At 68.9% G+C, this 25,599-nt stretch carries 21 protein-coding genes; 10 read left to right on the top strand and 11 right to left on the bottom strand.

Translation table 11 applies throughout. The features are described 5' to 3' along the window. The first annotated feature begins 14 nt into the window (after positions 1-14). A complete protein-coding gene (locus K7G19_RS08800) occupies positions 15-509 on the top strand; it encodes a MarR family winged helix-turn-helix transcriptional regulator (protein WP_149318542.1) in 495 nt (164 codons plus the stop codon). 63 nt (positions 510-572) lie between these two features. Here K7G19_RS08800 and K7G19_RS08795 read toward each other — a convergent pair whose 3' ends face one another. Beyond that, complete coding sequence (locus tag K7G19_RS08795; protein WP_226106863.1) at positions 573-3,026, bottom strand: xanthine dehydrogenase family protein molybdopterin-binding subunit; 2,454 nt, start codon at positions 3,024-3,026, stop codon at positions 573-575. A 163-nt stretch (positions 3,027-3,189) separates the two neighbouring features. Between K7G19_RS08795 and K7G19_RS08790 the strand changes: the two genes are divergently transcribed. After that, entirely contained in the window at positions 3,190-3,978 is a 789-nt protein-coding gene (locus tag K7G19_RS08790) for a TetR/AcrR family transcriptional regulator (RefSeq protein WP_150084742.1), read from the top strand. A 40-nt stretch (positions 3,979-4,018) separates the two neighbouring features. Here K7G19_RS08790 and K7G19_RS08785 read toward each other — a convergent pair whose 3' ends face one another. Genes K7G19_RS08785 through K7G19_RS08770 form a run of 4 tightly spaced genes read right to left on the bottom strand, consistent with a single transcriptional unit; the run spans position 4,019 to position 7,318 of the window. Continuing rightward, positions 4,019-4,651 (bottom strand): N-carbamoylsarcosine amidohydrolase, encoded by a 633-nt coding sequence (locus tag K7G19_RS08785; protein WP_149318539.1) that lies wholly within the window; start codon positions 4,649-4,651, stop codon positions 4,019-4,021. 1 nt (position 4,652) lies between these two features. Further along, positions 4,653-5,732: a 2,5-dihydroxypyridine 5,6-dioxygenase gene (locus K7G19_RS08780; RefSeq protein ID WP_226106862.1), complete on the bottom strand. Its 1,080-nt coding sequence runs from the start codon at positions 5,730-5,732 to the stop codon at positions 4,653-4,655. 41 nt (positions 5,733-5,773) lie between these two features. Continuing rightward, complete coding sequence (locus K7G19_RS08775) at positions 5,774-6,604, bottom strand: alpha/beta fold hydrolase (RefSeq protein WP_226106861.1); 831 nt, start codon at positions 6,602-6,604, stop codon at positions 5,774-5,776. A 12-nt stretch (positions 6,605-6,616) separates the two neighbouring features. Further along, positions 6,617-7,318, bottom strand: a complete 702-nt coding sequence (locus K7G19_RS08770) for an Asp/Glu racemase (RefSeq protein WP_226107067.1) — start codon at positions 7,316-7,318, stop codon at positions 6,617-6,619. 389 nt (positions 7,319-7,707) lie between these two features. On the opposite strand from K7G19_RS08770, the gene K7G19_RS08765 reads away from it, so the two are divergent. The 5 genes from K7G19_RS08765 (at position 7,708) to K7G19_RS08745 (ending at position 15,069) form a co-directional block, all read left to right on the top strand. Further along, complete coding sequence (locus tag K7G19_RS08765; RefSeq protein ID WP_149318535.1) at positions 7,708-8,898, top strand: FAD-dependent monooxygenase; 1,191 nt, start codon at positions 7,708-7,710, stop codon at positions 8,896-8,898. Positions 8,899-9,027: 129 nt separating this feature from the next. Further along, on the top strand, positions 9,028-9,537 hold the full coding sequence (locus K7G19_RS08760) for a (2Fe-2S)-binding protein (RefSeq protein WP_226106860.1): 510 nt from the start codon (positions 9,028-9,030) through the stop codon (positions 9,535-9,537). Next, the gene (locus tag K7G19_RS08755) at positions 9,534-12,686 is read left to right on the top strand and encodes a cytochrome c (RefSeq protein WP_226106859.1); all 3,153 of its coding nucleotides are present in this window, start codon (positions 9,534-9,536) and stop codon (positions 12,684-12,686) included. Before K7G19_RS08760 ends, K7G19_RS08755 begins: the two co-directional genes overlap by 4 nt. A 201-nt stretch (positions 12,687-12,887) precedes the next feature. Then, the gene (locus K7G19_RS08750; RefSeq protein ID WP_149318532.1) at positions 12,888-14,198 is read left to right on the top strand and encodes an MFS transporter; all 1,311 of its coding nucleotides are present in this window, start codon (positions 12,888-12,890) and stop codon (positions 14,196-14,198) included. A 127-nt stretch (positions 14,199-14,325) separates the two neighbouring features. Beyond that, the gene (locus tag K7G19_RS08745) at positions 14,326-15,069 is read left to right on the top strand and encodes a GntR family transcriptional regulator (protein ID WP_226106858.1); all 744 of its coding nucleotides are present in this window, start codon (positions 14,326-14,328) and stop codon (positions 15,067-15,069) included. A gap of 107 nt (positions 15,070-15,176) precedes the next feature. Here K7G19_RS08745 and K7G19_RS08740 read toward each other — a convergent pair whose 3' ends face one another. The 6 genes from K7G19_RS08740 to K7G19_RS08715 all read right to left on the bottom strand — a co-directional run bounded on the left by K7G19_RS08740 (position 15,177) and on the right by K7G19_RS08715 (position 22,098). After that, positions 15,177-15,920: an aspartate/glutamate racemase family protein gene (locus tag K7G19_RS08740; RefSeq protein WP_226106857.1), complete on the bottom strand. Its 744-nt coding sequence runs from the start codon at positions 15,918-15,920 to the stop codon at positions 15,177-15,179. A gap of 53 nt (positions 15,921-15,973) precedes the next feature. Next, the gene (locus tag K7G19_RS08735) at positions 15,974-17,398 is read right to left on the bottom strand and encodes an amidase (RefSeq protein WP_226106855.1); all 1,425 of its coding nucleotides are present in this window, start codon (positions 17,396-17,398) and stop codon (positions 15,974-15,976) included. After that, positions 17,398-18,834 (bottom strand): dihydropyrimidinase, encoded by a 1,437-nt coding sequence (gene hydA / locus K7G19_RS08730; protein ID WP_226106854.1) that lies wholly within the window; start codon positions 18,832-18,834, stop codon positions 17,398-17,400. The genes K7G19_RS08735 and hydA overlap by 1 nt, the downstream gene beginning before the upstream one ends. A 49-nt stretch (positions 18,835-18,883) precedes the next feature. After that, complete coding sequence (locus K7G19_RS08725; protein WP_149318527.1) at positions 18,884-20,224, bottom strand: MFS transporter; 1,341 nt, start codon at positions 20,222-20,224, stop codon at positions 18,884-18,886. Positions 20,225-20,563: 339 nt separating this feature from the next. After that, a complete protein-coding gene (locus tag K7G19_RS08720; RefSeq protein WP_149318526.1) occupies positions 20,564-21,232 on the bottom strand; it encodes an aspartate/glutamate racemase family protein in 669 nt (222 codons plus the stop codon). Positions 21,233-21,234: 2 nt separating this feature from the next. Beyond that, positions 21,235-22,098: a GntR family transcriptional regulator gene (locus tag K7G19_RS08715; RefSeq protein ID WP_226106853.1), complete on the bottom strand. Its 864-nt coding sequence runs from the start codon at positions 22,096-22,098 to the stop codon at positions 21,235-21,237. Between K7G19_RS08715 and K7G19_RS08710 the strand changes: the two genes are divergently transcribed. From K7G19_RS08710 to K7G19_RS08700, 3 genes are all read left to right on the top strand, one after another. Beyond that, positions 22,090-23,529, top strand: a complete 1,440-nt coding sequence (locus K7G19_RS08710) for an amidohydrolase family protein (RefSeq protein ID WP_226106852.1) — start codon at positions 22,090-22,092, stop codon at positions 23,527-23,529. The genes K7G19_RS08715 and K7G19_RS08710 overlap by 9 nt on opposite strands. A 101-nt stretch (positions 23,530-23,630) precedes the next feature. Further along, positions 23,631-24,629, top strand: coding sequence for a tripartite tricarboxylate transporter substrate binding protein (locus K7G19_RS08705; protein ID WP_149318524.1), 999 nt, complete (start codon positions 23,631-23,633; stop codon positions 24,627-24,629). Further along, a complete protein-coding gene (locus K7G19_RS08700; protein WP_226106851.1) occupies positions 24,626-25,576 on the top strand; it encodes a polysaccharide deacetylase family protein in 951 nt (316 codons plus the stop codon). Before K7G19_RS08705 ends, K7G19_RS08700 begins: the two co-directional genes overlap by 4 nt. Positions 25,577-25,599 lie beyond the last annotated feature (23 nt).

The following is a 25,599-nucleotide window of genomic DNA, read 5'->3' as shown; positions in this document are numbered from 1 at the left end:
CAACACTCCTACCGATGCCGCCACGCAAAGTGTCCACCTCGTCATCCAACAAGAACAAGACGCCGGTCCCTTCGTACGATTTCACCGACCAGGTCGGCCACCTGTTGCGGCGGGCCTATCAGCGGCATGTCGCGATCTTCCAGCAGACCATTCCCGATTCGCAGCTGACCGCGGCGCAGTTCGTCGTGCTGTGCGCGGTCAAGGAGCGGCAATCGTGCTCGCTCAGCGAGATCGTGCGCGCCACGGCGATCGACCAGGCCACGGTGCGCGGCATCATCGAGCGGCTGAAGGCGCGCGAGCTGATCGCGGTGTCGCATGACCCCAGCGACCGGCGCAAGGTGGTGGTCACCGTCACGCCCGCCGGACTGGCGCTGATCGACCAGACGATTCCCTTCGCGCACCAGATCACCGAGCAGACCTTCGGCGACCTGAACCCGGCCGAACGCGTCGCGATCACCTATCTGCTCAAGAAGATGAGCGAGTTCGACGAGCGCGAGCCGGGGGCGTAGCACCAACTCGAACGCGAACGCAAAGGCTGCCGTTCCCGCGAGCGCGGTAATGCAGCCGCTGCTTCAGCCGGCAAGGGCGGAGACACCGGGTCGCCGCATTCGCGCGGGCGACGATTTCCCTGCGGCATCGGCCAGCGCCGCGCGCACCGATTCCGGCGTGAACGGCGGCCGCCGCAGCCGCAGGCCGGTGGCGTCGAACAGCGCATTGGCCAGCGCCGGCGCGCCCGGCAGCGAGGCGGACTCGCCGGCGCCAAGCGGCGCCTCGTGCTGGCGCGGCATCAGCACCACCGAAATCGGCGGCAGCTCGGGGAAGGTCAGCAGCGGATAGCTGCCCCATTCGCGGCTCGCGACGCCGTCCGCGTGGAAGCGCACCTGCTCCTTCAACGAGCGGCTGAGGGTCTGCACCACATTGCCATGCACCTGATGGCGGACGCCGTCGGGGTTGACCATCATGCCGGTGTCCTGGCCGACCACCACGCGCAGCACGCGGATGCTGCCGCTGTCGGGCTCGACCTCCAGATCGACGACCCACGCCGACCAGGCCGCGCCGAAGCCGGGAAACTTGCTGTGGATATAGCGCGCATAGGCGATGCCGCGGCCGCGCAGCCTGCCGTTGGCAGCGGGGATGCCGCGTGTCCCGCGTTCGCCCTCGCGCCAGCCGGCTTCGTTGGCGACCGCGCGCAGCAGGTCCGTCGCACGTTCGTCGGCAAGATGCCGCAGCCGGAAGGCCAGCGGGTCCGCGCCCGCCTCGTGCGCCAGCTCGTCGATAAAGGACTCGTGCGCGAAGGTATTGGGCAGCGCCGATACCCCGCGCAGCCACGCGGCGCGGACGATGGCCGGCGTATCGTCGCAGGCGATGTGCGTATGCGCGTAGTCGTAGGGCGGCACCGCGGTGCGGTCGCCCATTTCCAGCATCCGCGGCGCCGGGTCGATCCTGCCGGTCAGCAGCAGCGCCAGCGTCGGCGCGTCGTTGGACGGATAGCGGCTGACGAAGTCGCAGCCCAGCAGCGCGCCATCGGCGCCAAGCGAGCCCTGCACGTCCATCAGCTGCGCCGCGCCCTTGGGCTCCCACAGATGTTCCTGCTCGCGCGACAGCTGCACGCGCACCGGCCGGCCCACCGCGCGGGACAGCAGCACGGCGTCGGCGCAGACGTCGTCCGCGCAGTTGCGGCCATAGCAGCCGGCCGCCTCCATCCGCACGATCTCGATCCGGCTTTCGTCCAGCCCGGTCAGGCGCGACAGGTCGATGCGCAGCACATGGGGGTTCTGCGTGCCGGACCAGACCGTCAGCGCGCTGCCGTCCGCATCGTTGTGCCGTTCTTCGTGCCGTTCTTCGCGCTCTTCGTTGCGTCCGTCGTCGTCCCGCTCTTCGTTGCGGCCTTCGTTGCGCCCATCGTCGCGCCCTTCGTTGCGCCCTTCGTTGCGCCAGTGGGCCACACCGCAGGACGGCCCGATCGACGCGTGCATCTGGTAGGGCCATACATAGCTGCGCTGCAGCGTGGTGGCGGCCTGCTCCCGGGCAAGATCGACATCGCCCTGCGCGCGCAGCTCGCGCCGTTTGGCGGGATTGGCCCGCAGCGCGGGCTCGGGATCGTCCAGCGGCGGCAATGGCGGCGCGGCGCGCCAATGCACGCGCAGCCGGCGCGCCGCTTCGATCGCCTGCTCCTCGCGCTGCGCGACCACGCCGACGAAATCGCCGATCGTCACGACATCGACCACGCCCGGCACGTCGCGGATCGAGTCCCGATCTACCGAAATCAGGCTGCGGCCGACGAAGTCGCCGGCATCGCGTCCCGCATACGGGGGACGGATCACGCGCCCATGCAGCATGCCGGGCACGCGCACGTCATGGACGAAGGTCAGCGCACCGGTGGCCTTGCCCGGAATATCGACGCGCGGCGCGGCCTTGCCGACCACGCGATAGGCGCTGGCCGGCTTGAGCGCGACCTCGTCGGCCAGCGGCAGTTCGATGTGGTCGTCGCCGAGCAGGGCCCCGTAGGACAGGCCGGTTTCGGCGGGCGTATGGCTGTCCGATGGACGGACGCGAACGCGGCCTGCGTCGACGACGAGGCCGTCGGCCGCCACGCCAAGGCGCTCGGCGGCGCGCGCCAGCAGGAAGGCGCGCGCCTGCGCCGCGGCCCGGCGCAGCGGCTGCGCGGAAATCTGGATGGTCGCGCTGGCGATGGTCGGGCCCTGGTTCGGCGTGGCATCGGTATGCCCGAGCACCATGCGCACCGAAGCGAGCGGCACGTCCAGTTCCTCGGCGACGATCTGCGCGAGCGCGGTGCGGATGCCCGTGCCGAGATCGACATGGCCATTGAAGGCCAGCACCTCGCCGTCCGCTTGCACGGCGACGAAGACATCCGGCAGCGCCGGCACATAGTCGGATGCCGCCCCGGGCTGGCCGGGTGCGGGTTTGGGCGCGGCCTGCGCGGCGCGCGTGATCAGCAGCACGCCGCGGGCCTGCGACAGCGCCGCCCTCAGGGCGCGCGGAGAGTCATCGTCGTGCATCGGCATTTCGTTCGTTTTCCTTCGATCGCGGCCGCGCCGCGATGGCGCCGCAGTGCTCTCGCATCGCCTTGCATGGATCGCCCCGCATGGCCTGCAAGGCGTGCGGCCGCGGGCACCTTCGACAGTTATACTGGCAGCTTCGCAACGCCAGATCCTCGCAACCGACGACATGACCACCGCGACGGCAAGAACCAGGGCAGCGGCCGGCACGCGGGCCCGGCAAGCCCAGGATACGCGCGCCAAGATCCTGAAGGCCGCCATCAAGGTGTTCGCCGAGCGCGGCTACGACGGTGGACGGGTCGAGCGCATCTCGTCGCTCGCCAAGACCTATGACCGGATGATCTACTACTACTTCGGCAGCAAGGAAAAGCTGTTCGTCGAAGTGCTCGAGACCATCTACATGCAGCTGAACGAGGCCGAGCAGGCGCTGGAGCTCGATCCGGACAATCCGGTGCGCGCGCTGATGCAGCTGACCGATTTCGTCTGGCACTACTACCTGGACCACCCCGAGTTCGTCGCGATCCTGACCAGCGAGAATATCAGCCAGGGCCGGCATGCGAAGAAGTCCGGCCGGCTCAAGGAAATCTCCAGCTATGCGCTGTCGGTGCTCGACGGCGTGCTCGAGCGCGGCAAGGCCAGCGGCCAGTTCCGGCCCGAGGTGCGCGCCCGCGACATCTATCTGGTGATCGCCTCGCTGGGCTACTTCTACAACTCCAACCACCATACGCTGAGCGCGTTCCTCGGCGAGCCGATGATGAGCAAGCCCGCGCTGGAGCACTGGCGCGAGGTGATGCAGCACACCGTGCTCAACGCGGTCTGCCGGCCCGCCATTGCGGCGGAGCAGGCGACGGCGGCCGAGCCGGCCGCGGCATCCCGCCCCGCCAGGTCCGCGCGCAAGCCGGTGCGCAAGACCGTGGGCAAGACCGCGCAGAACGCCCGCGTGGCGGCGGCCGGTTGAAGCGGGACGCATCGGCGGTCTCCGGCGGTCTGTCGAAGCCTTAACGATCCTGCGCCGCGGCGATCGCGCCCAGCGCTTCGTCGCGCGGCATCACGGTCGCGTACTTCTGCTCCATATCGAACAGATTGGCCTGATGCGGGCCCAGCGCGCGATCGCCGACGCAGTCGGACAGCACCAGCGGGCGGAAGCCGTGCGACATCGCATCGACCACGCTGGCGCGCACGCAGCCGCTGGTCACGCAGCCGGCCACCAGCAGCGTGCGCACGCCGCGGTGCGCCAGCCAGGCCGCCAGCGACGTGCCGAAGAACGCCGACGGCACGGTCTTGCGCACCACCAGCTCGCCGTCGCGCGGCGCCAGCTCTGGCACGATCGCGCTGTCGTGGCTGGCCTCCTTCAGGGTCAGCATGCCCGGCACCTTCTGCGTGAAGACATTGCGGTCGGCATCGTCGTCGGCAAAGACGATGCGCGTATGCGCGATCGGCCAGCGCTGTTCGCGCGCCGCGGCCAGCAGCGGCCCGGTGTTGGCGATCGCCTGCGGGATATTGCCGCCGCCAAAGACCGCCGGATCGGCAAAGCCGTTGACGAAGTCGATGATCAGCAGGCCGAACGGCGCGGCGATCTCCATGGTCGCGCCAAAGCCCTGGCGCTGGTACGTCGACACTTCATCCTGCATGTCAGGCTCCGTCGTTTCGATAGTCGAATGCATGCTGCACCGGCGCGCCGCCGTCCATCACGCGGCCGCGCTCCACCACCGTCTCGCCATCGAGGCGGACGGTGCAATGGCGTACCGGAATGTCGATGTGGCAGGCGGTGGTGCGGCTGCCGCCGGCCTCGTTGTTCGGGCCGAACGAGCACAGGAAGTTGCCCTCGTAGGCGCGCGCGTCCATGCCGATGGTGGCCTCGCGGTCGTACATCGCCAGCGTGGACCAGCGCGCGCGCGGCTGCAGGCCCCAGCCGATGTGCGACATCGCATAGGCCTCGGGGTCGTTGAACGAGGCCATGTAATCGGCCAGCAGCTCGGCGTCGAGCTCGCCGTCGATCGACGTGACATAGCCGTTCTCGACCGTGATATCGATCGGCGCCTGCAGATAGGACTTCATCGGCAGCAGGATGTCGCCGCGGTCGAGCACGATGCGGCCGTTGGTGCCGCCCTCGTTGGGCCAGGTCAGCACGAAGCCGCTCGGCCAGTGGTCCCAGCGGCCGGGTTCGTCGACGAAGCCGTACTCGCTGATGGCCGGGAATTCGCCGAGCGCGCAGCGCAGGTCGGTGCCGGCGTCGGAGACGACATGCATCTCCCGCGCCCGCGACAGCCGCGCGGTGGCGGCGCGCACGCGCGTGCGGTCCGCTTCGGTCGGCACCAGCCGCACCAGCACCTCGGGCGGCTCGACCGCCAGCAGGATCTTCGTGCCGGTGGCGAGGATCGCGTGCTGCTCGGGCGAGAACAGCAGCGTCATCAGGTCGAGCACCAGGTCGCTGGCCTTGAGCGCGGCGATCGCGGCCGGATTGCCGGTCAGCGGCGTGGTGCCGAGATAGGCCAGCGAATCGCGGCTCAGCGCCTTCTCCGCGTTGACCGGCGGCAGATCCAGCCGGTTGACGATGGCGCCCATCGACGAGGCCGCCAGCAGCGCGGTGCGCATCGTCTGCGGATGCGTGGCGGCGCTGGTCAGCACGGTGACGCTCTGGCCCGGCTGCAGCTTCGACAGCGTCAGCACCTGCTTCCAGGCTTGCGTCAGATCATGATCGCTTACCGGCATGCGTTCTCCTTGCTCGGTGATTCGGTGAAGGTTGGCGTGCGTCACGGCTGCAGCGGCGCGCCGAGGAAGTCGCCGAAGGCGCGATAGAACCCGGCCTCGTCGTCCCACGGAATCATGTGGCCGGCGTCTGGCACGCGCGCGACCTGCAGCTGCGGCATCAGGCCGCGGATTTCTTCGACGTCCTCGGGTCGGATCACGTCGCCGCGGCCCGCGACCATCAGCAGCGCCGGCACGGCGACATGGGGCATGTCGGCATGCACGTCGTCCTGGTGGAAGCCGTCGAAGCTGGCCACCACCGCGCGTTCGTCGCAGGTATGCAGCCATTCGGCGCGCAGCCGCAGCTGCGCCTCGGTCCAGGTCGGGCAGAAGGCGCGCATGCCTTCTGCATCGATGCCCCGGCGCGCCAGCCGGATCGAATCGACATACCAGGGCAGCTGCGAGGGGTAGGGCCGGCGGCCGGGGCCGGATACCGGCGGGTCGATCATCGCCAGCCGTACCAGGCCGGCCGGCCTGGCGCGCGCCGCGCGCAGGCCGATGCGCGCGCCCATCGAGTGGCCGACCACGCTGTAGCGCTGCAGGCCGAGGGCCTCGGCGAAGGCGATCACGTCGGCCGCCTGGGCATCGAGGCTGTAGTCGAGCGCGTCGCCGGCCTCGGACAGGCCGCGGCCGCGTACATCGAGCACATAGGTATCGAACTGGCGGCCGAAGCGCTCGCCGACGAAGCCCCAGGTGATCGCAGGGGAGGTGATGCCCGGCACGACGATGACCGGGTCGCGCGCGTCGCGGCCTTCGCCCGGACCGCCGTAGCGCAGGTAATGCTGGCGGATGCCGTTGGCAAGGACGTTGCCGCCATAGAGTAGGGACGCTGTCATGACGGCCTCCGCTCAGTACGCGCCCGACAGCAGCGTGCCGCCGCCCGGCACCACCGCCTCCAGGTCCAGCGCCTTGAGCATCGCGTAGGTGGTCGCGATCGCGGCGGTGATCACCGGCTTGCCGGTCATCGCTTCGACCTTCTCGACCACCGGCAGCGAAGGCATCTGCACGCAGGCAGACAGCACCACGGCATCGACGTCGCGCGTATTCATCTGCGCGACGATGGCCGGCAGGCGGTTCGGATCGTGGCGGCCCACTTCGAGATTGTCCGGAATCTCCAGCGCGCGCCAGTCGACCACCTCGTAGCCCTCGTTCCGGATGTAGTCGACCACCAGCTCGGTCAGCGGCTTCATATAGGGCGCGACCAGCGCAATGCGCTTCGCCCCGATCACCTTCAGCGCATTGACCAGCGCGCCCGCGCTGGTGACCACCGGTGCGGTGCCGTCGTTCTCGGCGGTGCGCGACTGCAGGCGCCCTTCCGACACGCGGTGATAGCCGCGCCCCATCGACATGATCGCCACCAGGCAGGCGTAGCCCAGCACGTCGACCCGCGCATCGCTGAGTTCGACCGCGCAGCGGTCCGACTCGGCGTCCATCGCGGCAAGCTCCTCCTTCTTGACCGTCTTCATCCGCATCCGGCTCGAGTGGAAGGTAAAGCGTTCCGGCCGCACCAGCTGGCGCGCCGCCAGCATCGCGGGGATCTCGGTTTCCATGGTGGTGTTGGAGCTCGGCACGATCTGGCCGATCCGGAAGACTTTCTGCACTGTCGACTCCGTTTGTCAGTAGAGAGGGGCGCGTTACGGCAAGCCGTCTTGCGTGTGTCGAGTCATTGTAGTGTACACACTGTATTACGACAACCATCTCCGGCACCGTGCCGAATGCACCATTTTAGTAAGTACTCAACGAACGTAAGGCGCAATTGGTGCTTGAGTTCACGGATATGGCGCATTGCAGCGTTCCGTCCACTTCAATACCTAGGGATTACACCGAGTCGCCGCATTCCGCCTTTACGTCAAAAAATATGGTGTGTACACTCAATTCCAATCGCTGGCCCCGGCCGGCGCGAACTGTGTTTGATGGAAGTGATGGCCAGGAGAAAAACGTGCAAGGCAAACCTCGGATCGCCGTGATCGGTGCAGGACTGGGAGGAACGGCCGCGGCCGCGCTGCTGCAGCGTGAGGGCTTCAACGTCAGGCTGTATGAACAGGCCCCGGCGTTTTCGCGGCTTGGCGCCGGCATCCATGTCGGACCCAACGTGATGAAGATCATGCGCAGGATCGGCATCGAGGACGGACTCAATGCGATGGGCTGCCATCCGGACTACTGGTACAGCCGCGACTGGAAGACCGGCGAGGTGATCGCGCAGATTCCGCTGGGCGACTACGCGGTGTCCCATTACGGCGCCACCTACCTCACCGTGCACCGCGGCGACTTCCACGCGCTGCTGACCGACGCGGTCGCGCCCGGCACGCTGCTGTTCGACAAGAAGCTGACCCAGGTCGAGGATCTGGGCGATGTGGTGCGGCTGAGCTTTGCCGACGGCACCGTCGAGGAGGCCGATATCGTGATCGGCGCCGACGGTGTCAATTCGAAGATCCGCGAAACGCTGCTGGGCGCCGAGCCGCCCAAGTACACCGGCTATATCGCGCACCGCGCGGTGTTCCCGATCTCGCGCGTCAAGGGCTTCACGCACGACCGCTGTACCAAGTGGTGGTCCGACGATCGGCACATGATGGTCTACTTCGACACGGGCAAGCTCGACGAGATCTATTACGTGACGGGCGTGCCCGAGCCGACCTGGGACATGAGCAAGAGCTGGCTGCCGAGCAGCATCGAGGAGATGCGCGCCGCGTTCGACGGCTGGCACCAGGGCGTGCAGTCGCTGATCGAAGGCACGGTCGAGGTCACCAAGTGGCCGCTGCTGGAGCGCGACCCGCTGCCGCTGTGGAGCCGCGGCCGGCTGGTGCTGCTGGGCGATGCCTGCCATCCGATGAAGCCGCATATGGCCCAGGGCGCGGCGATGGCGATCGAGGACGCCGCGATGCTGACCCGCTGCTTCGTCGAAGCCGGGCTCGACGACTTCGGCACGACCTTTGCGTTGTACGAGGCCAACCGCGCCGAGCGCGCCAGCAAGGTGCAACGGGTCTCGCACGAGAACACCTGGCTGCGCAGCAACGAGAATCCCGACTGGTGCTTCGGCTACGATGTGTTCGAGGTACCGCTGGTCGAGCCTGCCGCGGCCCCGGTGCCCGCCAGCCCGGCCACCGCGGCCACCGCCACCGCCGCGGCCTGAGCGCAGGCCTGGCGCGGGTCTTCGGGCCCGCCGGCGCGGTCGAGCCGGCGCGCTCCGGCCCGCGATGCCCATCGTGAATCCCGGAGGCGCGGCAACCTTGCATTGCCGCCCCCAAGACAAGCCAGCCCCATGAGCGTGCCTCGCCCCCCCAGCCAGCTCTCGCTGAACGTCAACCGCACCGAACGATCGGTCTGCGCCGACCCGGCCACGCCGCTGCTCTATGTCCTGCGCAACGACCTGCAATGCAACGGGCCGAAGTACGGCTGCGGGCTCGGTCAGTGCGGGGCCTGCACGGTGCTGATCGACGGCGTCGCGGCGCGTTCGTGCGTGGTGCCGGTCAGGGCCGCGGTCGGGCATGCGGTGACGACGCTGGAAGGGCTTGCGCGGGGCGAGCGGCTGGACCCGGTGCAGCAAGCCTTTATCGAGGAACAGGCGGCCCAGTGCGGCTACTGCCTGAACGGCATGATCATGACCGCCAAGGCCTTCCTGTCGATGCATCCCGATCCCACCGACGAGCAGATCCGCGAAGCGCTGCGCTTCAACCTGTGCCGCTGCGGCACGCATGTCGAGATCGTGCGCGCGGTCAAGCGCGCCGCGGTATTGCTGGGGCAGGCCGGCGAACAGGCGGAGCCGCGATGAACGATCTGGCACGGGTGGCCGGCGGCGGCGATATCGCCCACGGAGCGGACGGGACGATGCTGATCCCACCGCCCGCGCGCGAACGCTGCTTGTTTGGCGAAGTCGTGCGGCCCCGTCATCCGCATGCCGCGACGCTGCGCCGCTTCGACGCCGAGGCCGCACGCGCGGTGCCCGATGTGGTCGCGGTGGTCGCGCGCGCCAACTTCCTCGCCGTGGTGGCACGCTCGCCCGCGCAGGCGGCAGCCGGTGCGGCAGCGTTGCGCCCGGTATGGTCGGAGGCCGGGGGCCGTACCGAGCAGCGTGTTCCGCGCCGGCGCCGGGTGGTCGCCTCGCACGGCGACGCAGCGTCGGCGCTGGCGGCCGCATCCATGCAACTCGAACAGGACTACCGCTGGCCGCTGGCCGGCATCGCCCCGCCTGCCGCCACCGCGATCGCGGATTGGCGAGACGGCGAACTGCGGGTCTGGCTTCCGGATAGCCGTCCCGGTGCGCTGCGCGCCGAGCTGGCGAAGCTGCTCGGGATTGCCGAGACCGCGGTCGCGCTGATCTGCTGGCACGACGGCGCCGATATGGCCGATATGGCCGCCATGGCCGACATGGCCGACATGGCCGACGTGGCCGACATGGCCGACGTGAGCGGTGCGGCCGCCCGGGCAAGCGTGTCCCATCATGCCGCCGCCGATGCCGCGCTGCTGGCGCAGGCGGTCGGCGGACCGGTGCGGGTTCGCTTCGATGCGGCGGCGTTCGACGATGCCGCGGGATGGATCACGACCCGCATCGCAAGTGCGACGACCGGCGGCGAGCCCGATGGCGAGGCCGCCGCGATTTCCGCCTACCAGGTCACAGCCACGGCAATGCCTGTCCAGGCTCGGCCGCTGGCATCGATCCAGACCGGTACGCCGTCCGCGGTCTCGGATGTCGGCGGCAGCGATGACGCCGGACTGGTGCCGCCGTATCGGATCGACCATCTCGAAGCGGTGTCGGCCGACATGGCGCCCACGGCAGTCGCCATCGCGATCAACCCATTGGCGGGCGCCGTCGCTCAGGTGTTTGCACGCGAATCGCATCTGGACGAGGCCGCCGCGCTGGCCGGCGTCGATCCGGTTGCGCTGCGCCTGAATCATCTGCAGGACGAGCGGGGCGCGGCGCTGGTTCGGCAGGTGGCGTGGCAGGCCGGATGGCAGGCGCCTGCACAGCGCTCTGTGTCCCGCGCCGCGTCGCCCGATGTGTCGGCGGGCGTTCGCCGCGGGCGCGGCTTCGCCTACGCCAGCGTGGTCGATACCGATGGCGCGCAGCCAACGCACAGCTGGGCCGCGTGGGTTGCCGACGTCGAGGTAGACGCGTTCAGCGGCGAAGTCAGCGTGACACGGGTCACGCTCGGTCACGACAGCGCGGTGTCCACGTCCACACCTTCGCGGTCGTCCTTGCCGTCGCCTTCGCCTTCACCTTCACCCGGCCGAACGCAGGCCGCTGCGCCGGCGCTGGAACACGATATCGCCGAAGCGACCCGGCAATTGACGGCACAGGCGCCGTCGTTCGATCGCTGGGCGACGGCCGCCGATGCCGCCACCGCGCTGCCGGCCGCGGTCGGCACGCTCGCTCCCGAGGTCCGCGTCGTCGGCGGCTTGACGACGACCGCGGGTCTGCGCGGAAGCGCCGCCGCGACCCTGCCCGCCGCCGCCGCGATCGCCAATGCGATTTTTGATGCCACCGGCGTGCGCCTGCGCGAGCCGCCGTTCAGCGGCGAACGCGTACGCCTGGCGCTGGCCGGAGAACACACCGAGGGCGCGCCCGCCAGGCGCAAGCGCCATTGGCTGATTGCGGCGGGCGCCGCCATCGCCGGACTGTGCGCCACCGTGATGCCATGGCGCTCGGCGATCGCGCCCGTTGCGCCCCCCGAGCCGGGCTTCTATTCGGCCGCGACAATCGAACGCGGCCAGCTGGTGGCGGCGGCCGGCGATTGCGCGGTCTGCCACACCGCGCCCAACGGCGCGAAGAACGCCGGCGGCCTGCCGCTCGAGACGCCGTTCGGCACGATCTACAGCACCAATATCACGCCCGATGTCGACACCGGCATCGGCAACTGGTCGTACGCCGCGTTCGAGCGCGCGATGCGCGAAGGCGTCCATCGCGACGGACGCCGGCTGTACCCCGCCTTCCCCTATACCGCCTTCGCCAAGATCAGCGAGGGCGATATGCGCGCGCTGTACGCGTACCTGATGTCGGCCGAGCCGGTGCATGCGCCGGCGCCGAAGACCGAGTTGGCGTTCCCCTTCAATCTGCGGCCACTGATGGCCGGCTGGAATCTGCTGTTCCATCGCAACGAGCCCTTCCAGCCCGACCCGTCGCGCTCGGTGCAATGGAACCGCGGTGCGTATCTGGCCGAAGGGCTGGGACACTGCAGCGCCTGCCATTCGCCGCGCAATGCCTTCGGCGCGGAGAAGGGCGGCCGCGCCTACCTGACCGGCGGCGAGGCCGAAGGCTGGGAAGCGCCGGCCTTGACCTCGCTGTCGCGCGCGCCGATTCCCTGGACCGAAGAAGACCTGTTCCAGTATTTGCGCACGGGGTACTCGTCGCGCCATGGCGCCGCCGCCGGACCGATGGCGCCGGTCGTCGAAGAGCTGGCGCAATTACCGGAGAGCGACGTCCGCGCGATTGCGCACTACGTCGCATCGTTCAACGCGCCGCCGCCGGATGCCGCCACGCTCGACCGGCGGGCACGGGTCCTCGAGCAGCGCAGCGCGACGCTAGCCCGCACCATGACCGGTCCCGCCGACCGGCTCTACCAGAGCGCCTGTGCGGTCTGCCATCAATCCGATCAGGGCGTGCCGATGTTCGGCGCCAAGCCGTCGCTGGCGCTGAACACCAATCTGCATGGCGACAAGCCGGACAACGTGATTCAGGCCGTGCTCAAGGGCATTCCGGCGCCTTCATCGAATGCGCTGGGCGATATGCCGAGCTTTGCCGACAGCTTCGACGACCGGCAGGTCGCCGAACTGGTGCATTACCTGCGCGCCCGTTTTGCGCCGGACAAGCCGGCCTGGCAGGGCGTGGACGAGGCGGTGGCCCGAATACGCAGCAGCGCGTCCACCGGCGCGAAGGTCGTACATGGCGCCAATGGCGCCAATGGCACGCATCACGGGCAATAAGGTCGAACAGGCTCAAGACATCGAAGAGGTCGCCGCCGCTACTCACAACCGCACCACTGCTTCACAACGCATTCCCGATCACGATGCAGCACGCACTGCATCGGACCCCAGTCACGCCGAACCCGCACCTTGCGTCATCGACGCCGAGGCGGGGACGGTGTTGGCGCCAGCACCCAAAGGTAGACCAAGCAAGGAGCGAAGATGTCGTATCAGTACCCTCAAGGAACGGCCGGCGTGCTGGCCCCAACGACGGAACCGGATGTCTACCGCAAGGTGACATGGCGCCTGATTCCGTTCTTCTGTCTGTGCTATCTGGCCGCTTATCTGGACCGCATCAATGTCGGGCTGGCGAAGCTGCAGATGCTGGACGACCTGAAGTTCAGCGAGACGGTCTACGGCCTGGGCGCCGGGCTGTTCTTCGTCGGCTATATCCTGTTCGAAGTGCCGAGCAACCTGGTGCTGCAGAAGGTCGGCGCGCGTATCTGGATCGCCCGCATCATGGTGACGTGGGGCCTGCTGTCCGGGGCCACCATGTTCGTCACCACGCCCACGCAGTTCTATATCGTGCGCTTCCTGCTCGGCGCGGCCGAAGCGGGCTTTCTGCCCGGCGTGCTGCTGTACCTGACCTACTGGTATCCGACCCATCGCCGCAGCAAGATCATCGCGCTGTTCATGATCGGGCTGCCGCTGGCCAGCATGATCGGCAGTCCGATCTCGGGCTGGATCATGACGGCGTTTGCCGGCGTCTACGGCTATGCCGGCTGGCAATGGCTGTTCTTCCTCGAGGCGCTGCCCTCGGTGCTGCTCGGCGTGATGGTGTTCTTCTATCTGCCGAACAACATCGACTCGGCCAAATGGCTCGATGCGGGCGAGAAACGCACGCTGCAACGCAATCTCGAAGCCGACGTGCTCGTCGAGAACCAGCATTCGCTGAAGGCGGCCTTCACCGACCGCCGCGTCTGGATGCTGGGCGTGATCGACATGTGCCTGCTGATGGGAACGTATTCGATCGGCTTCTGGATGCCGACCATCATCCGCGATTCGGGCGTCGCCAGCCCGCTGCATATCGGCCTGCTGACCGCGATTCCGCATGCCGTGGCGGTGGTGGCCATGCTGATCAACGGCGCGCATTCGGACCGCACCCGCGAACGCCGCTGGCATATCGTCGTGCCGGTGCTGTTCGGCGCCTTCGGGCTGGTCGCCAGTACCTTCGTCACTGGCCATACCGGCGCCACACTGGCGCTGCTGACGCTGGCCAACGTCGGCATCGTGGCGACGTTCCCGGTGTTCTGGTGCCTGCCGTCGACCTTCCTGAGCGGCACCGCGGCGGCCGCGGGCATTGCGCTGGCCTGCTCGATCGCCAACCTGGGCGGGTTTGCGGCGACGTACCTGCTGGGCTGGATGAAGGACACCTTCAACAGCCCCAGCGCCGGCCTGATCCTGTTCGCCGTCTGCCTGCTGGGAAGCTGCCTTCTGGTGCTGGCGATGCCGGCGAAGACGGTCAACCGATAGCGGCAAGGGCGGGGCGGCATACGGCCACTGCGGCGGCCGCTGCGGTGATCGGACGGCCGAGGCGATATACAGTCGCCCGGCAGCCGCCGTACAATAGGCGCTCCAACTGCCCGTATCCGACCCCATCATGCCGCGAGCGAAAGCCGTCCGCCTCGACACCGACAGCCCCGCCGAACCGCTGGACGACGGCAAGGCCGCGTCCGGCATCCAGGTCGACGAGATCGCCGAGCGCATCCTGGTCGCGATCTGGGAGCACAGGCTGCCGCCCGGCACCAAGCTGGTCGAGGAGAAACTGGCCACTGTGTTTGGCGTCAGCCGGACCAAGGTGCGGCTGGCCTTTACCAAGCTCGCACACGAGGGCGTGGTGACGGTGTATCCGAACCGCGGCACCTTCGTCTCCAGCCCGAGCGTGCAGCAGGCCCGCCAGGTCCTGCATGCGCGGCGGCTGATCGAGCCCGAGCTCGCGCGCGACCTCGCGGCCGGCATGACGCGGGAGCGCCTGCGGCCGCTGCGCGCGATCACGCGCGACGAAGCGCAGGCGCGGCGCAAGAACGACCGGCGCACGATCATCCGGCTGTCCGGCGAATTCCATGCGCGGCTTGCGGACCTGTCGGAAAACCAGTACTTGGCCAGGTATCTGCGGGAGCTGTGCTCGCTGACCTGCCTGATCATCGCGCTGTACGACGCGCCGGGCGTGCCGTCCTGCCCGCATCACGAACACGACGACATTCTCGATGCGCTCGAAGCGGGAGACGGCGAGCGCGCGGCCACGCTGATGACCGAGCATCTGGCGCATGTCGAGAGCACCTTGCACCTGGACGCGCCGGCCGACGAAGAGGTCGACCTGGAGGCGGTGTTCGCCTCCGTGTAGCAAGGCGCCGCCGCGCCGGGTCATCGGAGCACCGATGTGCGGACTGACCTGCGGTCTGGGGTGCGGACCGACGTGCGGGCTGCCGACAACGACTGGCGAACGATGGGCTAACGATGCTCGATACGCGCCGCGAGCGCATCGGGCAGACCCAACGTGGACTTGGCATCGGGCCGGCGGAACGTGCCGGCGGTCGCCTTGCGCGTGTTCAGCGCGACAAGCCCCTCGGCCTGCTTGACGGCGGCCGCCATCTGGTCGACCACGGGCACCGGGATGCGGTCGCGCACCCGCGCCGCCAGCCCGGCCAACGGCGCACCGGCAAGGATCACCACATCGGCCTCGTCCTCGGTGACGGCGCGGTTGGCCAGCGCCACCAGCAACGCCTCCTTCTCGTCCTGCACATCCGATACCGACGCAAACGCGTCCTCGAGCATGCGGATGCCGGCCAGCCGGCCGCGCAGTCCGTGCATGTCGACGCATTCCTCGTACCACGGGCCCAGCGCGCGGGCGAAGGTGACGATGGCAAAGCGCCGTCCCAGCATGCAGGCACTGAGCATTGCGGCCTCGGCCATGCCCACGACCGGCAGGTCGAACAGTTCGCGCGCGCCGAGCAGGCCCGGGTCGCCGAAGGCGGCGATGATCGCCGCATCGACGCTCGCATGATGCTCGGCCAGCATCTCCAGCGCGATGGCGCCGCCGATCTGCGCCTCGGCACGGGTGGCGATATAGGGCACGCCGCGTGGCGCGGTCAGCGGCACCAGTTCGGTACCGGGCGCGGCGGCATCGCTGCCGGCGGCCATCAGCCGCGCCGTGATGCCTTCGCTGGTATTGGGATTCAGGACAAGGATGCGCATGGTGTCTCGGGATGGAGTCGCGGGTTCGTCACGTGCGGGGAGCGGCCGTCGCCTCAGCCGGCCGCCAGCAGTTGTTCGACCAGGCGCGCGGCCGCCAGTACGCGCCAGTCGGCGCCGCGCGGGCCGGCGATCTGCAAGCCGACCGGCAGGCCGTCGCGCCCGGTGCCGCATGGCACCGAAATCGCCGGCGCCTGGGCATGGTTGAAGAACGGCGTGAAGACGGCATGCGCCCGCGGTTCGACGGCGACGCCGCCGATCCGCTCGGGACCGAGCCGGTCGTTGGGCCAGGCCACGCACGGCGTGGTCGGGCACAGCAGCAGGTCATGCTCGGTGAAGAACGCCGCCAGGGCCAGGCCGATGCGGCGGCTCGCCTCGCGTGCGCGCGCTACCTCGGCGCCGCTCCACGACAGGCCGCGCTCGATCTGCCGCGCGATGTCCGGATCGAAGCGATCCGGGTCGCTTCGCCAGGCCTCGCCGTAGAGATTGGCCAGGCCGACATGCTGCAGCGGCATCAAGGCCGCCTCGCCGGCCCCTTCCGGCCAGGCCGGATCCTGCCGCGCGATGCGCAGCCCTGCCGCACGCAGGCGTGCCACCGCCGCCTCGAAGGCCTCGGCGACATCGTCGTCGACCGGTGTGTCCAGGCCCAGGCGCGGGCTGACCGCGATGCGAAGCTCCTCCAGCGGCTCGGCCGCAGCGCACTGAAAGCCCATGGAATCGGGATCGCGCGGATCGGGACCGCACAGCGCGCGGAACATCAGGGCAGCATCGTCGACCGTGCGCGTGATCGGCGCCATCACCTGGATGCCCGGAAACGCGTGCGGAAAACCGGCGGCATCGGGAATGGCGCCGAAGGACGGCTTGAAGCCGACCACCCCCGCGTGCGCGGGCGGGCGCCGACTGGAGCCGCCGCCATCGGTGCCCAGCGCCAGCGGCGCCATGCCGGCGGCCACCGCCACCGCGCAACCGCCCGACGAGCCGCCGGCCGTCAGCGCGGTGTCCTGCGGATGGCGCGTCAGCCCGTAGACCTTGTTGGTGGTCAGGCCCTTGCAGGCGAATTCCGAGGTATTGCCCATGCCCAGCACGATGGCGCCGGCCGCGCGCAGCCGCTCGACCGCGATGGCGTCCTCGGGCGCGACGAAGTGGCGGTACAGCAGCGAGCCCTGGGTCACGCGGCGGCCGCGCACCCACACCACGTCCTTGACAATCACGGGCACGCCGGCGAGCGGCGGCCGTTCGCCGGCGGCCAGGCGGCCGCGCAGTTGCGCGACGTCGGCCTCGACCAGATCGCGGCGCTCCTCGAAGACGGCATTGAGTTCACCGTTGCGCGCGTCGATGCGTGCCTGGAACGCCGACACCACCGCGCCGGGATCGAGCTCGCCCGCGTTGACCTGGGCCGCGATGCCAGAGGCGCTCGGGTACGGCGGCGCGGCATCGCGGTCATGGCCGCTGTCCTGCCGACTGCGATTCGGATGGGACATCAAAGGCTTCCTCCCGAAGTCCGGTAACGCGGCTTTGCCATCTCCGGCAGCGCGCACGGCAGGAATTCGCCGTGTCCCGCCGTCGCCTGCATCTTGCCCTCGTGCGCGACGACCTTGCCGCGCACCAGCGTCGCGACCGGCCAGCCCTTGACGCGCGTGCCTTCGTACGGCGTGTAGTCGACCGCGTGATGCAGGTCGGCGTTGCGGATGACCACCTCGCGCTGCGGGTCCCAGATCGCCAGATCGGCGTCCGCGCCGATCGCGATGGTGCCCTTGCGCGGATGCAGTCCGTAGAGCTTGGCGGGGTTGGTCGACGTCAACGCGACAAACTGGTTCAGCGAAATGCGCCCGCCGCCGACGCCCTCGGAGAACAGCAGCGGCAGCCGCGTCTCCAGCCCGGGGATGCCATTCGGAATATAGCGGAACGGCACCTCCTGCCCGCCCGGCTGCTTGCCTTGCGGATCGTCGTAGCGGAACGGCGCATGGTCCGACGAGAAGATCGTGAACAGGCCATCGGCCAGGCCGTCCCAGATCACCTCCTGGTTGGCGCGGTCGCGCGGCGGCGGGCTGCAGACGCATTTCGCGCCATGGTAGCCGGGCTGGTCGAGGTCCGATGCCGTCAGGAACAGGTACTGCGGGCACGTCTCGGCGAAGATCTTCATGCCGCGCGCGCGGCTCCAGCGGATCTGCTCGACCGCTTCGCGCCCCGACACATGGACGATCAGGATCGGCACATCGACCAGTTCCGAGAAGGTGATGGCGCGGTGCGTCGCCTCGCGCTCGATCGCCATCGGCCGCGCGATGGCATGAAAGCGCGGCGCGGTCTTCTGCTCGGCCTCCAGCCGGTCGGTCAGCCAGGCGATGCAGTCGGAGTTCTCCGCGTGGATCATCACCAGCGCGCCTTCCTGGCGCGCCACCGTCAGCACGTCGAGGATTTCGCGGTCGTTAAGCTTCAGGTCGTCGTAGGTCATGTAGACCTTGAACGACGTGTAGCCCTTGCGGATCAGGGAGGGCAGCTCGTCGCGCAGTACCGTCTCGGTCGGATCGGAGACGATCAGGTGGAAGGCGTAGTCCACCACGGCGCGCCCTTCGGCCCGTCGATGGTAGTCGGCCACGGCGGCACGCAGCGACTGGCCCTTTTCCTGTGCCGCAAACGGAATCACGGTGGTGGTGCCGCCGCACGCGGCCGAGATGGTGCCCGACTCGAAGTCGTCCGCCATCTTCAGGCCGTCGGGCATCGGCTGGTCGAGGTGGCAATGCGCATCGACACCGCCCGGCAGCACCAGCTTGCCGCTCGCATCGATCTCCTCGTGGGCGCTGCCGAGGTCGTGGCCGAGCTGCACAATGCGGCCGCCGGCGATCGCGATGTCGCATTGCACGGTGTCGCTGGCGGTCACCACCGTGCCATTGCGGATCAGAAGGTCGAACTGTTTCACGGGTATCTCATTACGGTTGTTGTTCTGGCGCGGCACACGCGGCGCTCGTTCAGCGTGCGGCCTCGTTGCCGAGGTCGGACAGGCGGGCCCGTGCGGTCTCGCGTGCCACGCCCGCGGCGACGGCGATCAGCACGCATACCACGGCCAGGTAGATGGCGACCGGCGTGCTGCTGCCGAAGCGGTCCAGCAGGCCGACGGCGATCAGCGGGGCCAGCGCGCCGCCGAACACGCCGGCGAACTGGAAGCCCAGCGAGGCGCCGGTGACCCGCACCTTCGTGGCGAACAGCTCGGGCAGGAACGACGCGAGCGGCGAGAACATGAAGGACACCAGCACCATGCCGATGAACGAGGCCAGCATGATCAGCGCCGGGCTCAGCGTATGCACCAGCGCGAAGAAGCCGAATGCCCACAGCGCGCCGCCGATGCCGCCGATCATCAGCACGGGGCGGCGGCCGATGCGGTCGGCCAGCAGGCCCGCGACGGGGATGAACAGAATCTGCGCGACGGCGCCAAGCAGCACGGCATTGAGCGCGATGCTCTTGGGCAGGCCCAGCTTGGTCGGCACGTAGTACAGCAGGAACAGCGTGAAGACGTAGAAGGCGATATCGCCGCCCAGGCGCGCGCCGAATGCGATCAGCAGCTGCTTCTTGTAGTGACGCAGCACTTCGGCGATCGGCGCGCGCGCTTCGGCGTGCTGCGCTTCGGCCTTCTCGAACACCGCGGACTCGCGCACATTGGCGCGGATGTACATGCCGACGCCGACCAGCAACGCGCTCAGCAGGAAGGGCACACGCCATCCCCAGCTCAGGAACGCCTCTTCCGACACCATCCACGTCACCAGCGCGAAGACGCCGTTGGCCAGCAGCAGCCCGATCGGCGCGGCCAGCTGCACCAGACTGCCGAGCAGCCCTCGGCGCCTGCCTTCGGGATCGAGCTCGTTGACCATGATGGCCGCGCCGCCCCACTCGCCGCCCAGCGCGAGGCCCTGGATCACCCGCAGCAGCACCAGCAGCAGCGGCGCCAGCATGCCGACGCTACCGTAGGTCGGCAGCAGCCCGATGCCGAAGGTCGCCAGGCCCATCATCAGCAGCGTGACGATCAGCACGGACTTGCGGCCGAACTTGTCGCCGAAGTGGCCGAAGATCGCCGCGCCAAGCGGCCGCGCGACAAACGCGACGCCGTAGCTGGCGAAGGACAGCAGCGTCGCGGTCAGCGGATCGCTCTGCGGGAAGAACAGCTTCGGAAAGACCAGCGCGGCGGCCGATCCGTAGATGAAGTGGTCGTAGAACTCCAGCGTGGTCCCCGCCACGCTGGCGCCCGCGACCCGCGCGACCGACTGGGGACGGTCCTGCGCGGCACGCGCGGTTGCGTCGACACTGACTGCTTGCATGATGCGTTCTCCTCCGGAGGGGGCCGCCTGTCGGCGGTTGGCATGTTGGCGTAGTGGGTGGGACTGCTGCTTCCGTGCCGTCGGCACGGCCCTCGCATGGCGTCTCACTGTCCCGTACAGTAGTCCAATAACCGCCATACAATCAAGACCAAAATTGTTTGACGAAAGTGGTGCATGTGCATGCCGGCTATTGGTGCGGCGCACGGTTTCGGGGCACGGCCGCGGACGTGCAGGCCAAGCGGGGAAAGGGTTTGCGGGGTGGGGTGGGAGATGGCCGCAGCGCAGCGCGGCCGCGTGAGGCCCGCCGTCGACGGACGAGGGGCTAGGGAAAACGAGGGGTCAGCCGGCCGAAGAAAGAGAGGCCTGGCGCAGTCGCGCCAGCGCCAATACCTGCAAGGCGGCACAAGCGATGCCGTCGTAGAGCGGCACGTCGGTATCGCGCAGGTTCACGTAGCCGCACAGCGCGGCGGCGACGGTGACCACCACGCGTGCGCCATGGGCGCGATGCAAGGTGCGCACGGCATCGCGCAGCTTGTCGGCCACGCTAGTGTCGGTCGCCCCGCCGTAGGCCCCCGGCGCTTCGATGCCGATGATGCCGGCCAGGCGGCTGCCCAACCCGTACTGCCGCACGAGGTCGCGATACAGCGGCACCAGGTCGGGACCGACCGTAATCAATCCGACGGGCGCGCCGAGTTGGGAGCCGAGCAGCATGGCCGATTCGGTGACACCGGCGACGGGGATCGTCGCCTGCCGGCGGAGCTCGCCGAGCGCGGTGTCCATCGACACGCCGAGGATCGCCGCGTCGCACCGGTGCAGATGTCTGGCGCCTAGGGCGAGCAGGCCCGGCACCGCCAGCGCGTTGTCGGCCGCGGAACGGATGGCCGCCGGGCCGTCGGGATTGTGGTGCCCGTCGAGCGTGTGACCGGGGCCGATCGCCTCGCGCGCCACCGCGCACATGCGCGCCGTCATCTCGACGCTGGCATTGGGGTTGAGCAGAACGAAGCGCACGATCAGGCCAGCGGGGCGCCGAGCACGTCGGCCAGATCGATGTCGGTCGTCGGCGCCATATGGGCCAGCACGCGCGCCTGGACGTCGGCCAGATGGCCGCTCATCGTCGCAATCGCCGCGGCCACGTCGCCTTTGTCGAGCGCGGCGACGATGCGGCGGTGCTCGTCCGGCGCGCAATGGCTCTCGTCCCGCGCCTCGTAGAGCGCGACGAACAGTTGTGTGCGAGCGATCAATTGCTCGAGATAGCGCAGCAGCGAGTCGTTGCCCACCAGTTCGGCCAGTTTCAGGTGGAACTCGCCGGCCAGGCGCACCGACGTTTCGCGGTCCTGCGCCCGGCATGCCGCCTCTTCGGCCTCCACATGGGACTTGAGCCGTGCCAGGGCACCACGGCCACCGCGCTGGGTCAGGCGCATGGCCAGCGCGGCAACGAGCCCCGCCTCGACGATGGCGCGCGCGCCATAGATGTCCGCCACGTCTTCCGGCGACGGCTGCGGTACGAAGGCGCCGCGATTCTGCAGCAGTTCGAGCTTGCCTTCCTGCCCCAGTCGAGCCAGCACCTTTCGCACCGCGCCGCGCGTGGTGCCAAACAGTTCCGCGAGATTGCGCTCCCGCAACGGCATGCCGGGGCGCAGCTTGCCGGCCATCAATGCGCTGGCAATCGATTGATAGAGGCGTTGCTCGATGTCGGGCGAAGGGTCGGTACTCATCCGTGGGACGTGCGCGAGCGGCCGGCGTGGCGGACCGATGGCCGAATTATTCTTGCGTTCCGGGTTATCGTCAACCAGAATGGTTAACCAGATTTCAGCAAAATTGTTGTGCGGTAATGGTGCATGCGGTGCACCATCGGTGCGCCATGAATGCGCCATCAACAGGCGCCCGCACCAGAAGCGACCGTGATCCCTTCGAAACGAGACCCATCCATGACCACCGAATTCCTGCAGTCACCGCCCGTGTTCGACCTTGTATTCACCGGCGCCACATTGCTCGGTACCGCGGCCGGTGCCGACGTCGCGCAGCGCGACATGACGCTTGCCGTTCGGGACGGCTCGATCGCCTATATCGGCAACGCGCTGCCCGAAGGCGCCCAGGTCCGGCGCGTCGTCGACGCGACCGGCAAGGTGCTGATGCCGGGGCTCGTCAACGTCCATACGCACGCGATCCTGTCGATGGTGCGCGGCGTGGCCGCCGACGCGGGCTTCGCGCCGTCCTATACGCCGGGAATTCCGAAGGGCACGCAGGTCAATCCGGAGCAGGCCCGCGCGCTGGCGCGGCTCGGCGCGCTCGAGGCGATGCTGTTCGGTTCCACGCTGATCGGCGACAACTTCGTGCACGCCGACGTGACCACCGAGGCCATGGCCGAACTCGGCGTGCGGCTCGCGCCGAGCTGGCGCATCCACGATGTCGATTTCGCGCAGGTCGCCGAAGGCCGCTGGCACTACGACGCGGCGATCGGATCCCGCACTCTGCAGGCGGCCCTGGATCTGGCGGCCCGCTGGCAGGGAAACGATCGCGTCCAGGTCCAGCTCGCCGCTCACGCCGTCGACACCTGTTCCGACGGCTTCCTGCGCGAGATCGCCGCGCTGGCACAGCAGCGCGACATGCGGGTGAACATGCACCTCGGCCAGAGCGTCGTGGAAGTCGAGCGGGTGAAGGCACGCACGGGGCGCACTTCAACCGAAGTGTTGGACGAGACCGGACTGCTGACGCCGCGCCTGATGGGCGGCCATTGCATCTATGTGACGGCAGACGACATCGAGAGGCTCGCGCGGGCGGGCGCACATGTGGTCCACATCCCCAAGTGCAATGCGACCTCCGGCCGCCTTGCACCGACGCCCGACATCAAGCGCGCCGGCATCAATATCGCGCTGGCAACCGATACGCAGCATGCGGACATGATCGAGTTGATGCGCTGGGCCCTGGTCACGGCGCGCGTGCAGCGTGGCGGCGTCGATGACGATTGGCAGCCGCGCCATGTGTTCGAGATGGCGACCATGGGCGGCGCGCGTGCGCTCGGGCTGGCGGACCGCATCGGCACGCTGGAGATCGGCAAGCGCGCGGACCTCGTGATGCTGGATTTCGCGCGGCCGCATCTGGTTCCGCTGGTCAATCCGCTCGGCAACCTGGTTCACAACGGCCAGGGCAGGGATGTCCGGATGGTCGTCGTCGATGGCGAGGTGCTGGTGAACGATGGCGTGCCGACGCGCGTGGATCTCGACGAGGTATGCCGTGAGGCCGAGCATGCCTGTCGCGCGCTGTGGCAGGGAGTCGGTCGCGAATACTGGAAACCGGCGGCATGACGCCGCTGCGCTGTCGCGTCGTGCCGTGATGCAGCCATCGATGGCACGGCGCTTGCAAACGACCCGGGGCGTTCCTTCCTTCCATCGCAACAGGTGACCCTATGACGCTGCACGCTTTGTTGAGCCGATGCCTTCTTCCCTGCGCCGCCCTGCTGACAGTCGGCACGGCTTCCACCAACGCCGTGGCGGCGGCATCGGCCGCCAGCTTTCCGGACAAGCCGGTACGCATCGTGGTGCCATTCCCGCCCGGCGGTGCGGCCGATACCTTCGGCCGCGTCCTCGCGGACAAGCTTGGCGCGGCGTGGAAGCAGCCGGTGCTGGTCGAGAACAAGCCGGGTGCCGGCGGCCGGATTGCCACCGAGTACGTGGCCAAGGTACCTGCGGACGGACACACGCTGCTGCTGGTGACGGTGGGCCATGCGGTCAATCCCAGCCTCTATCCGAAGCTGCGCTATGACACCGAGCGCGATTTCACGCCGGTGGCAATGGTCGCCACGCTGCCCAGCGTGCTGGCCGTCAATCCGGCAGTGCAGGCGCGCTCCGTGACGGAGCTGGTCACACTCGCGCGGCGCGCCGGCGGCAAGATGACCTATGCCTCCTCGGGCAGCGGCTCGACCAGCCATATTGGCGGCGCGCAGTTTGCCAGCCTGGCCGACGTCGCTCTGACCCACGTGCCCTACAAGGGCGCTGCGCCGGCGCTGACGGATCTGGTCGGTGGCCAGGTGGACATGATGATCGACCCGGTCGTCTCGTCGGTCGGCTATATCAAGAGCGGAAAGCTGCGGGCCCTTGCCGTGACCACGCCGCGCCGCTCGCCCCTGCTGCCCGACGTGCCGACGATGGCAGAGGCCGGCCTGCCCGCCTACCAGTTCGCACCCTGGTTCATGATGATCGCGCCGTCGGGCGTACCACGCGAGATCGTGCAGAAGCTAAACCAGGACATCGCCGCGGTACTTGCGAGCGCCGACGTGCGCAGCCGCTTCGAGGCGCTGGGCGCCGAGCCGGCCACCGCGTCGCCTCCGGAGGCGGCGGCCTTCCTGCGCGGCGAGCTGGACCGTTACGCGAAGCTGGTGCGCAGCGGCAAGCTGCAGGCGGAATGACGATGGACCGCGATGCCTTGCCGCCGAACTCCGACGAACAAGCGCCAGCCGTGCAGCGCGACCTGCTCGGTTATGCGGGTCGTCCGCCCCACCCGCATTGGCCAGGCGAGGCCAGGGTGGCGGTATCGTTCGTGCTGAATCTCGAGGAAGGCGCCGAACTGTCAATCGCCGAAGGCGACGCGCGCAACGAATCGACGTACGAGGTGGTCGACCGGATCGAAGGCCGTCCCGATCCCTGCCTGCAGAGCCATTTCGACTACGGGACGCGTGCGGGATGGTGGCGCATCATGCAATGCCTGGCCGACGCCGGCGTAGCCATCACGGTCAGCGCCTGCGGACGAGCCGTGGAGCGCCTGCCCGAATTGGCGCGCGATGCCGTGGCCCGTGGCCATGAGGTCGCCGCCCATGGTTGGCGCTGGGAAAGCCATGTCGCCATGTCGGAGGAGCAGGAGCGCGAGGCCATCGACCGCACGGTCGCCGCAATCCGTTCGGCCACCGGCATACGGCCGGTGGGCTGGCATACCCGTTCCGCGTCGACCCCGAGAACGCGCAGGCTGCTGATGGAAGAGGGCGGGTTCGTCTACGACAGCGACTTCTATGGTGACGACCTGCCCGTGACGCTGTCTGGCCCGCGCGGGCCGCATGTGATGCTGCCCTATGCATTCGACACCAACGACATGCAGTTCCAGCACGGCAACCGCTTTGTGCGCGCCGCCGACTTCGCCGGCTATGTCACCGATGCGTTCGACTGGCTCTGGCGCGAGGGCGCACACGCCCCCAAGATGATGTCCGTCGGATTGCATCTGCGCATGTTGGGGCGGCCCGGCCGCATTGCGGCGCTGGAGGCGATGCTCGCGCATATGCGTTCGCGCGGCAGCGTCTGGATCGCGCGGCGCGACGCCATCGCGCGGCACTGGCTGGCGCATGCGGAGACGACGCGCGTGTAGCGGAGGGGCGAGGTCGTCGCGTA

The organism is Cupriavidus sp. DB3, assembly GCF_020418465.1.
GTDB lineage: Bacteria > Pseudomonadota > Gammaproteobacteria > Burkholderiales > Burkholderiaceae > Cupriavidus > Cupriavidus cauae.
Note: the sequence above shows the minus strand (reverse complement) of the source record. Positions and strands in the feature narration are given on the sequence as shown.

Excerpts from the sequence above, each read along its gene's own strand:
- K7G19_RS08800 (WP_149318542.1), top strand. The coding sequence starts at position 15 with ATGCCGCCACGCAAAGTGTCCACCTCGTCATCCAACAAGAACAAGACG.
- K7G19_RS08795 (WP_226106863.1), bottom strand. The coding sequence starts at position 3,026 with ATGCCGATGCACGACGATGACTCTCCGCGCGCCCTGAGGGCGGCGCTG.
- K7G19_RS08790 (WP_150084742.1), top strand. The coding sequence starts at position 3,190 with ATGACCACCGCGACGGCAAGAACCAGGGCAGCGGCCGGCACGCGGGCC.
- K7G19_RS08785 (WP_149318539.1), bottom strand. The coding sequence starts at position 4,651 with ATGCAGGATGAAGTGTCGACGTACCAGCGCCAGGGCTTTGGCGCGACC.
- K7G19_RS08780 (WP_226106862.1), bottom strand. The coding sequence starts at position 5,732 with ATGCCGGTAAGCGATCATGATCTGACGCAAGCCTGGAAGCAGGTGCTG.
- K7G19_RS08775 (WP_226106861.1), bottom strand. The coding sequence starts at position 6,604 with ATGACAGCGTCCCTACTCTATGGCGGCAACGTCCTTGCCAACGGCATC.
- K7G19_RS08770 (WP_226107067.1), bottom strand. The coding sequence starts at position 7,318 with ATGGAAACCGAGATCCCCGCGATGCTGGCGGCGCGCCAGCTGGTGCGG.
- K7G19_RS08760 (WP_226106860.1), top strand. The coding sequence starts at position 9,028 with ATGAGCGTGCCTCGCCCCCCCAGCCAGCTCTCGCTGAACGTCAACCGC.
- K7G19_RS08755 (WP_226106859.1), top strand. The coding sequence starts at position 9,534 with ATGAACGATCTGGCACGGGTGGCCGGCGGCGGCGATATCGCCCACGGA.
- K7G19_RS08750 (WP_149318532.1), top strand. The coding sequence starts at position 12,888 with ATGTCGTATCAGTACCCTCAAGGAACGGCCGGCGTGCTGGCCCCAACG.
- K7G19_RS08745 (WP_226106858.1), top strand. The coding sequence starts at position 14,326 with ATGCCGCGAGCGAAAGCCGTCCGCCTCGACACCGACAGCCCCGCCGAA.
- K7G19_RS08740 (WP_226106857.1), bottom strand. The coding sequence starts at position 15,920 with ATGCGCATCCTTGTCCTGAATCCCAATACCAGCGAAGGCATCACGGCG.
- K7G19_RS08735 (WP_226106855.1), bottom strand. The coding sequence starts at position 17,398 with ATGTCCCATCCGAATCGCAGTCGGCAGGACAGCGGCCATGACCGCGAT.
- K7G19_RS08725 (WP_149318527.1), bottom strand. The coding sequence starts at position 20,224 with ATGCAAGCAGTCAGTGTCGACGCAACCGCGCGTGCCGCGCAGGACCGT.
- K7G19_RS08710 (WP_226106852.1), top strand. The coding sequence starts at position 22,090 with ATGCGCCATCAACAGGCGCCCGCACCAGAAGCGACCGTGATCCCTTCG.
- K7G19_RS08715 (WP_226106853.1), bottom strand. The coding sequence starts at position 22,098 with ATGGCGCATTCATGGCGCACCGATGGTGCACCGCATGCACCATTACCG.
- K7G19_RS08705 (WP_149318524.1), top strand. The coding sequence starts at position 23,631 with ATGACGCTGCACGCTTTGTTGAGCCGATGCCTTCTTCCCTGCGCCGCC.
- K7G19_RS08700 (WP_226106851.1), top strand. The coding sequence starts at position 24,626 with ATGACGATGGACCGCGATGCCTTGCCGCCGAACTCCGACGAACAAGCG.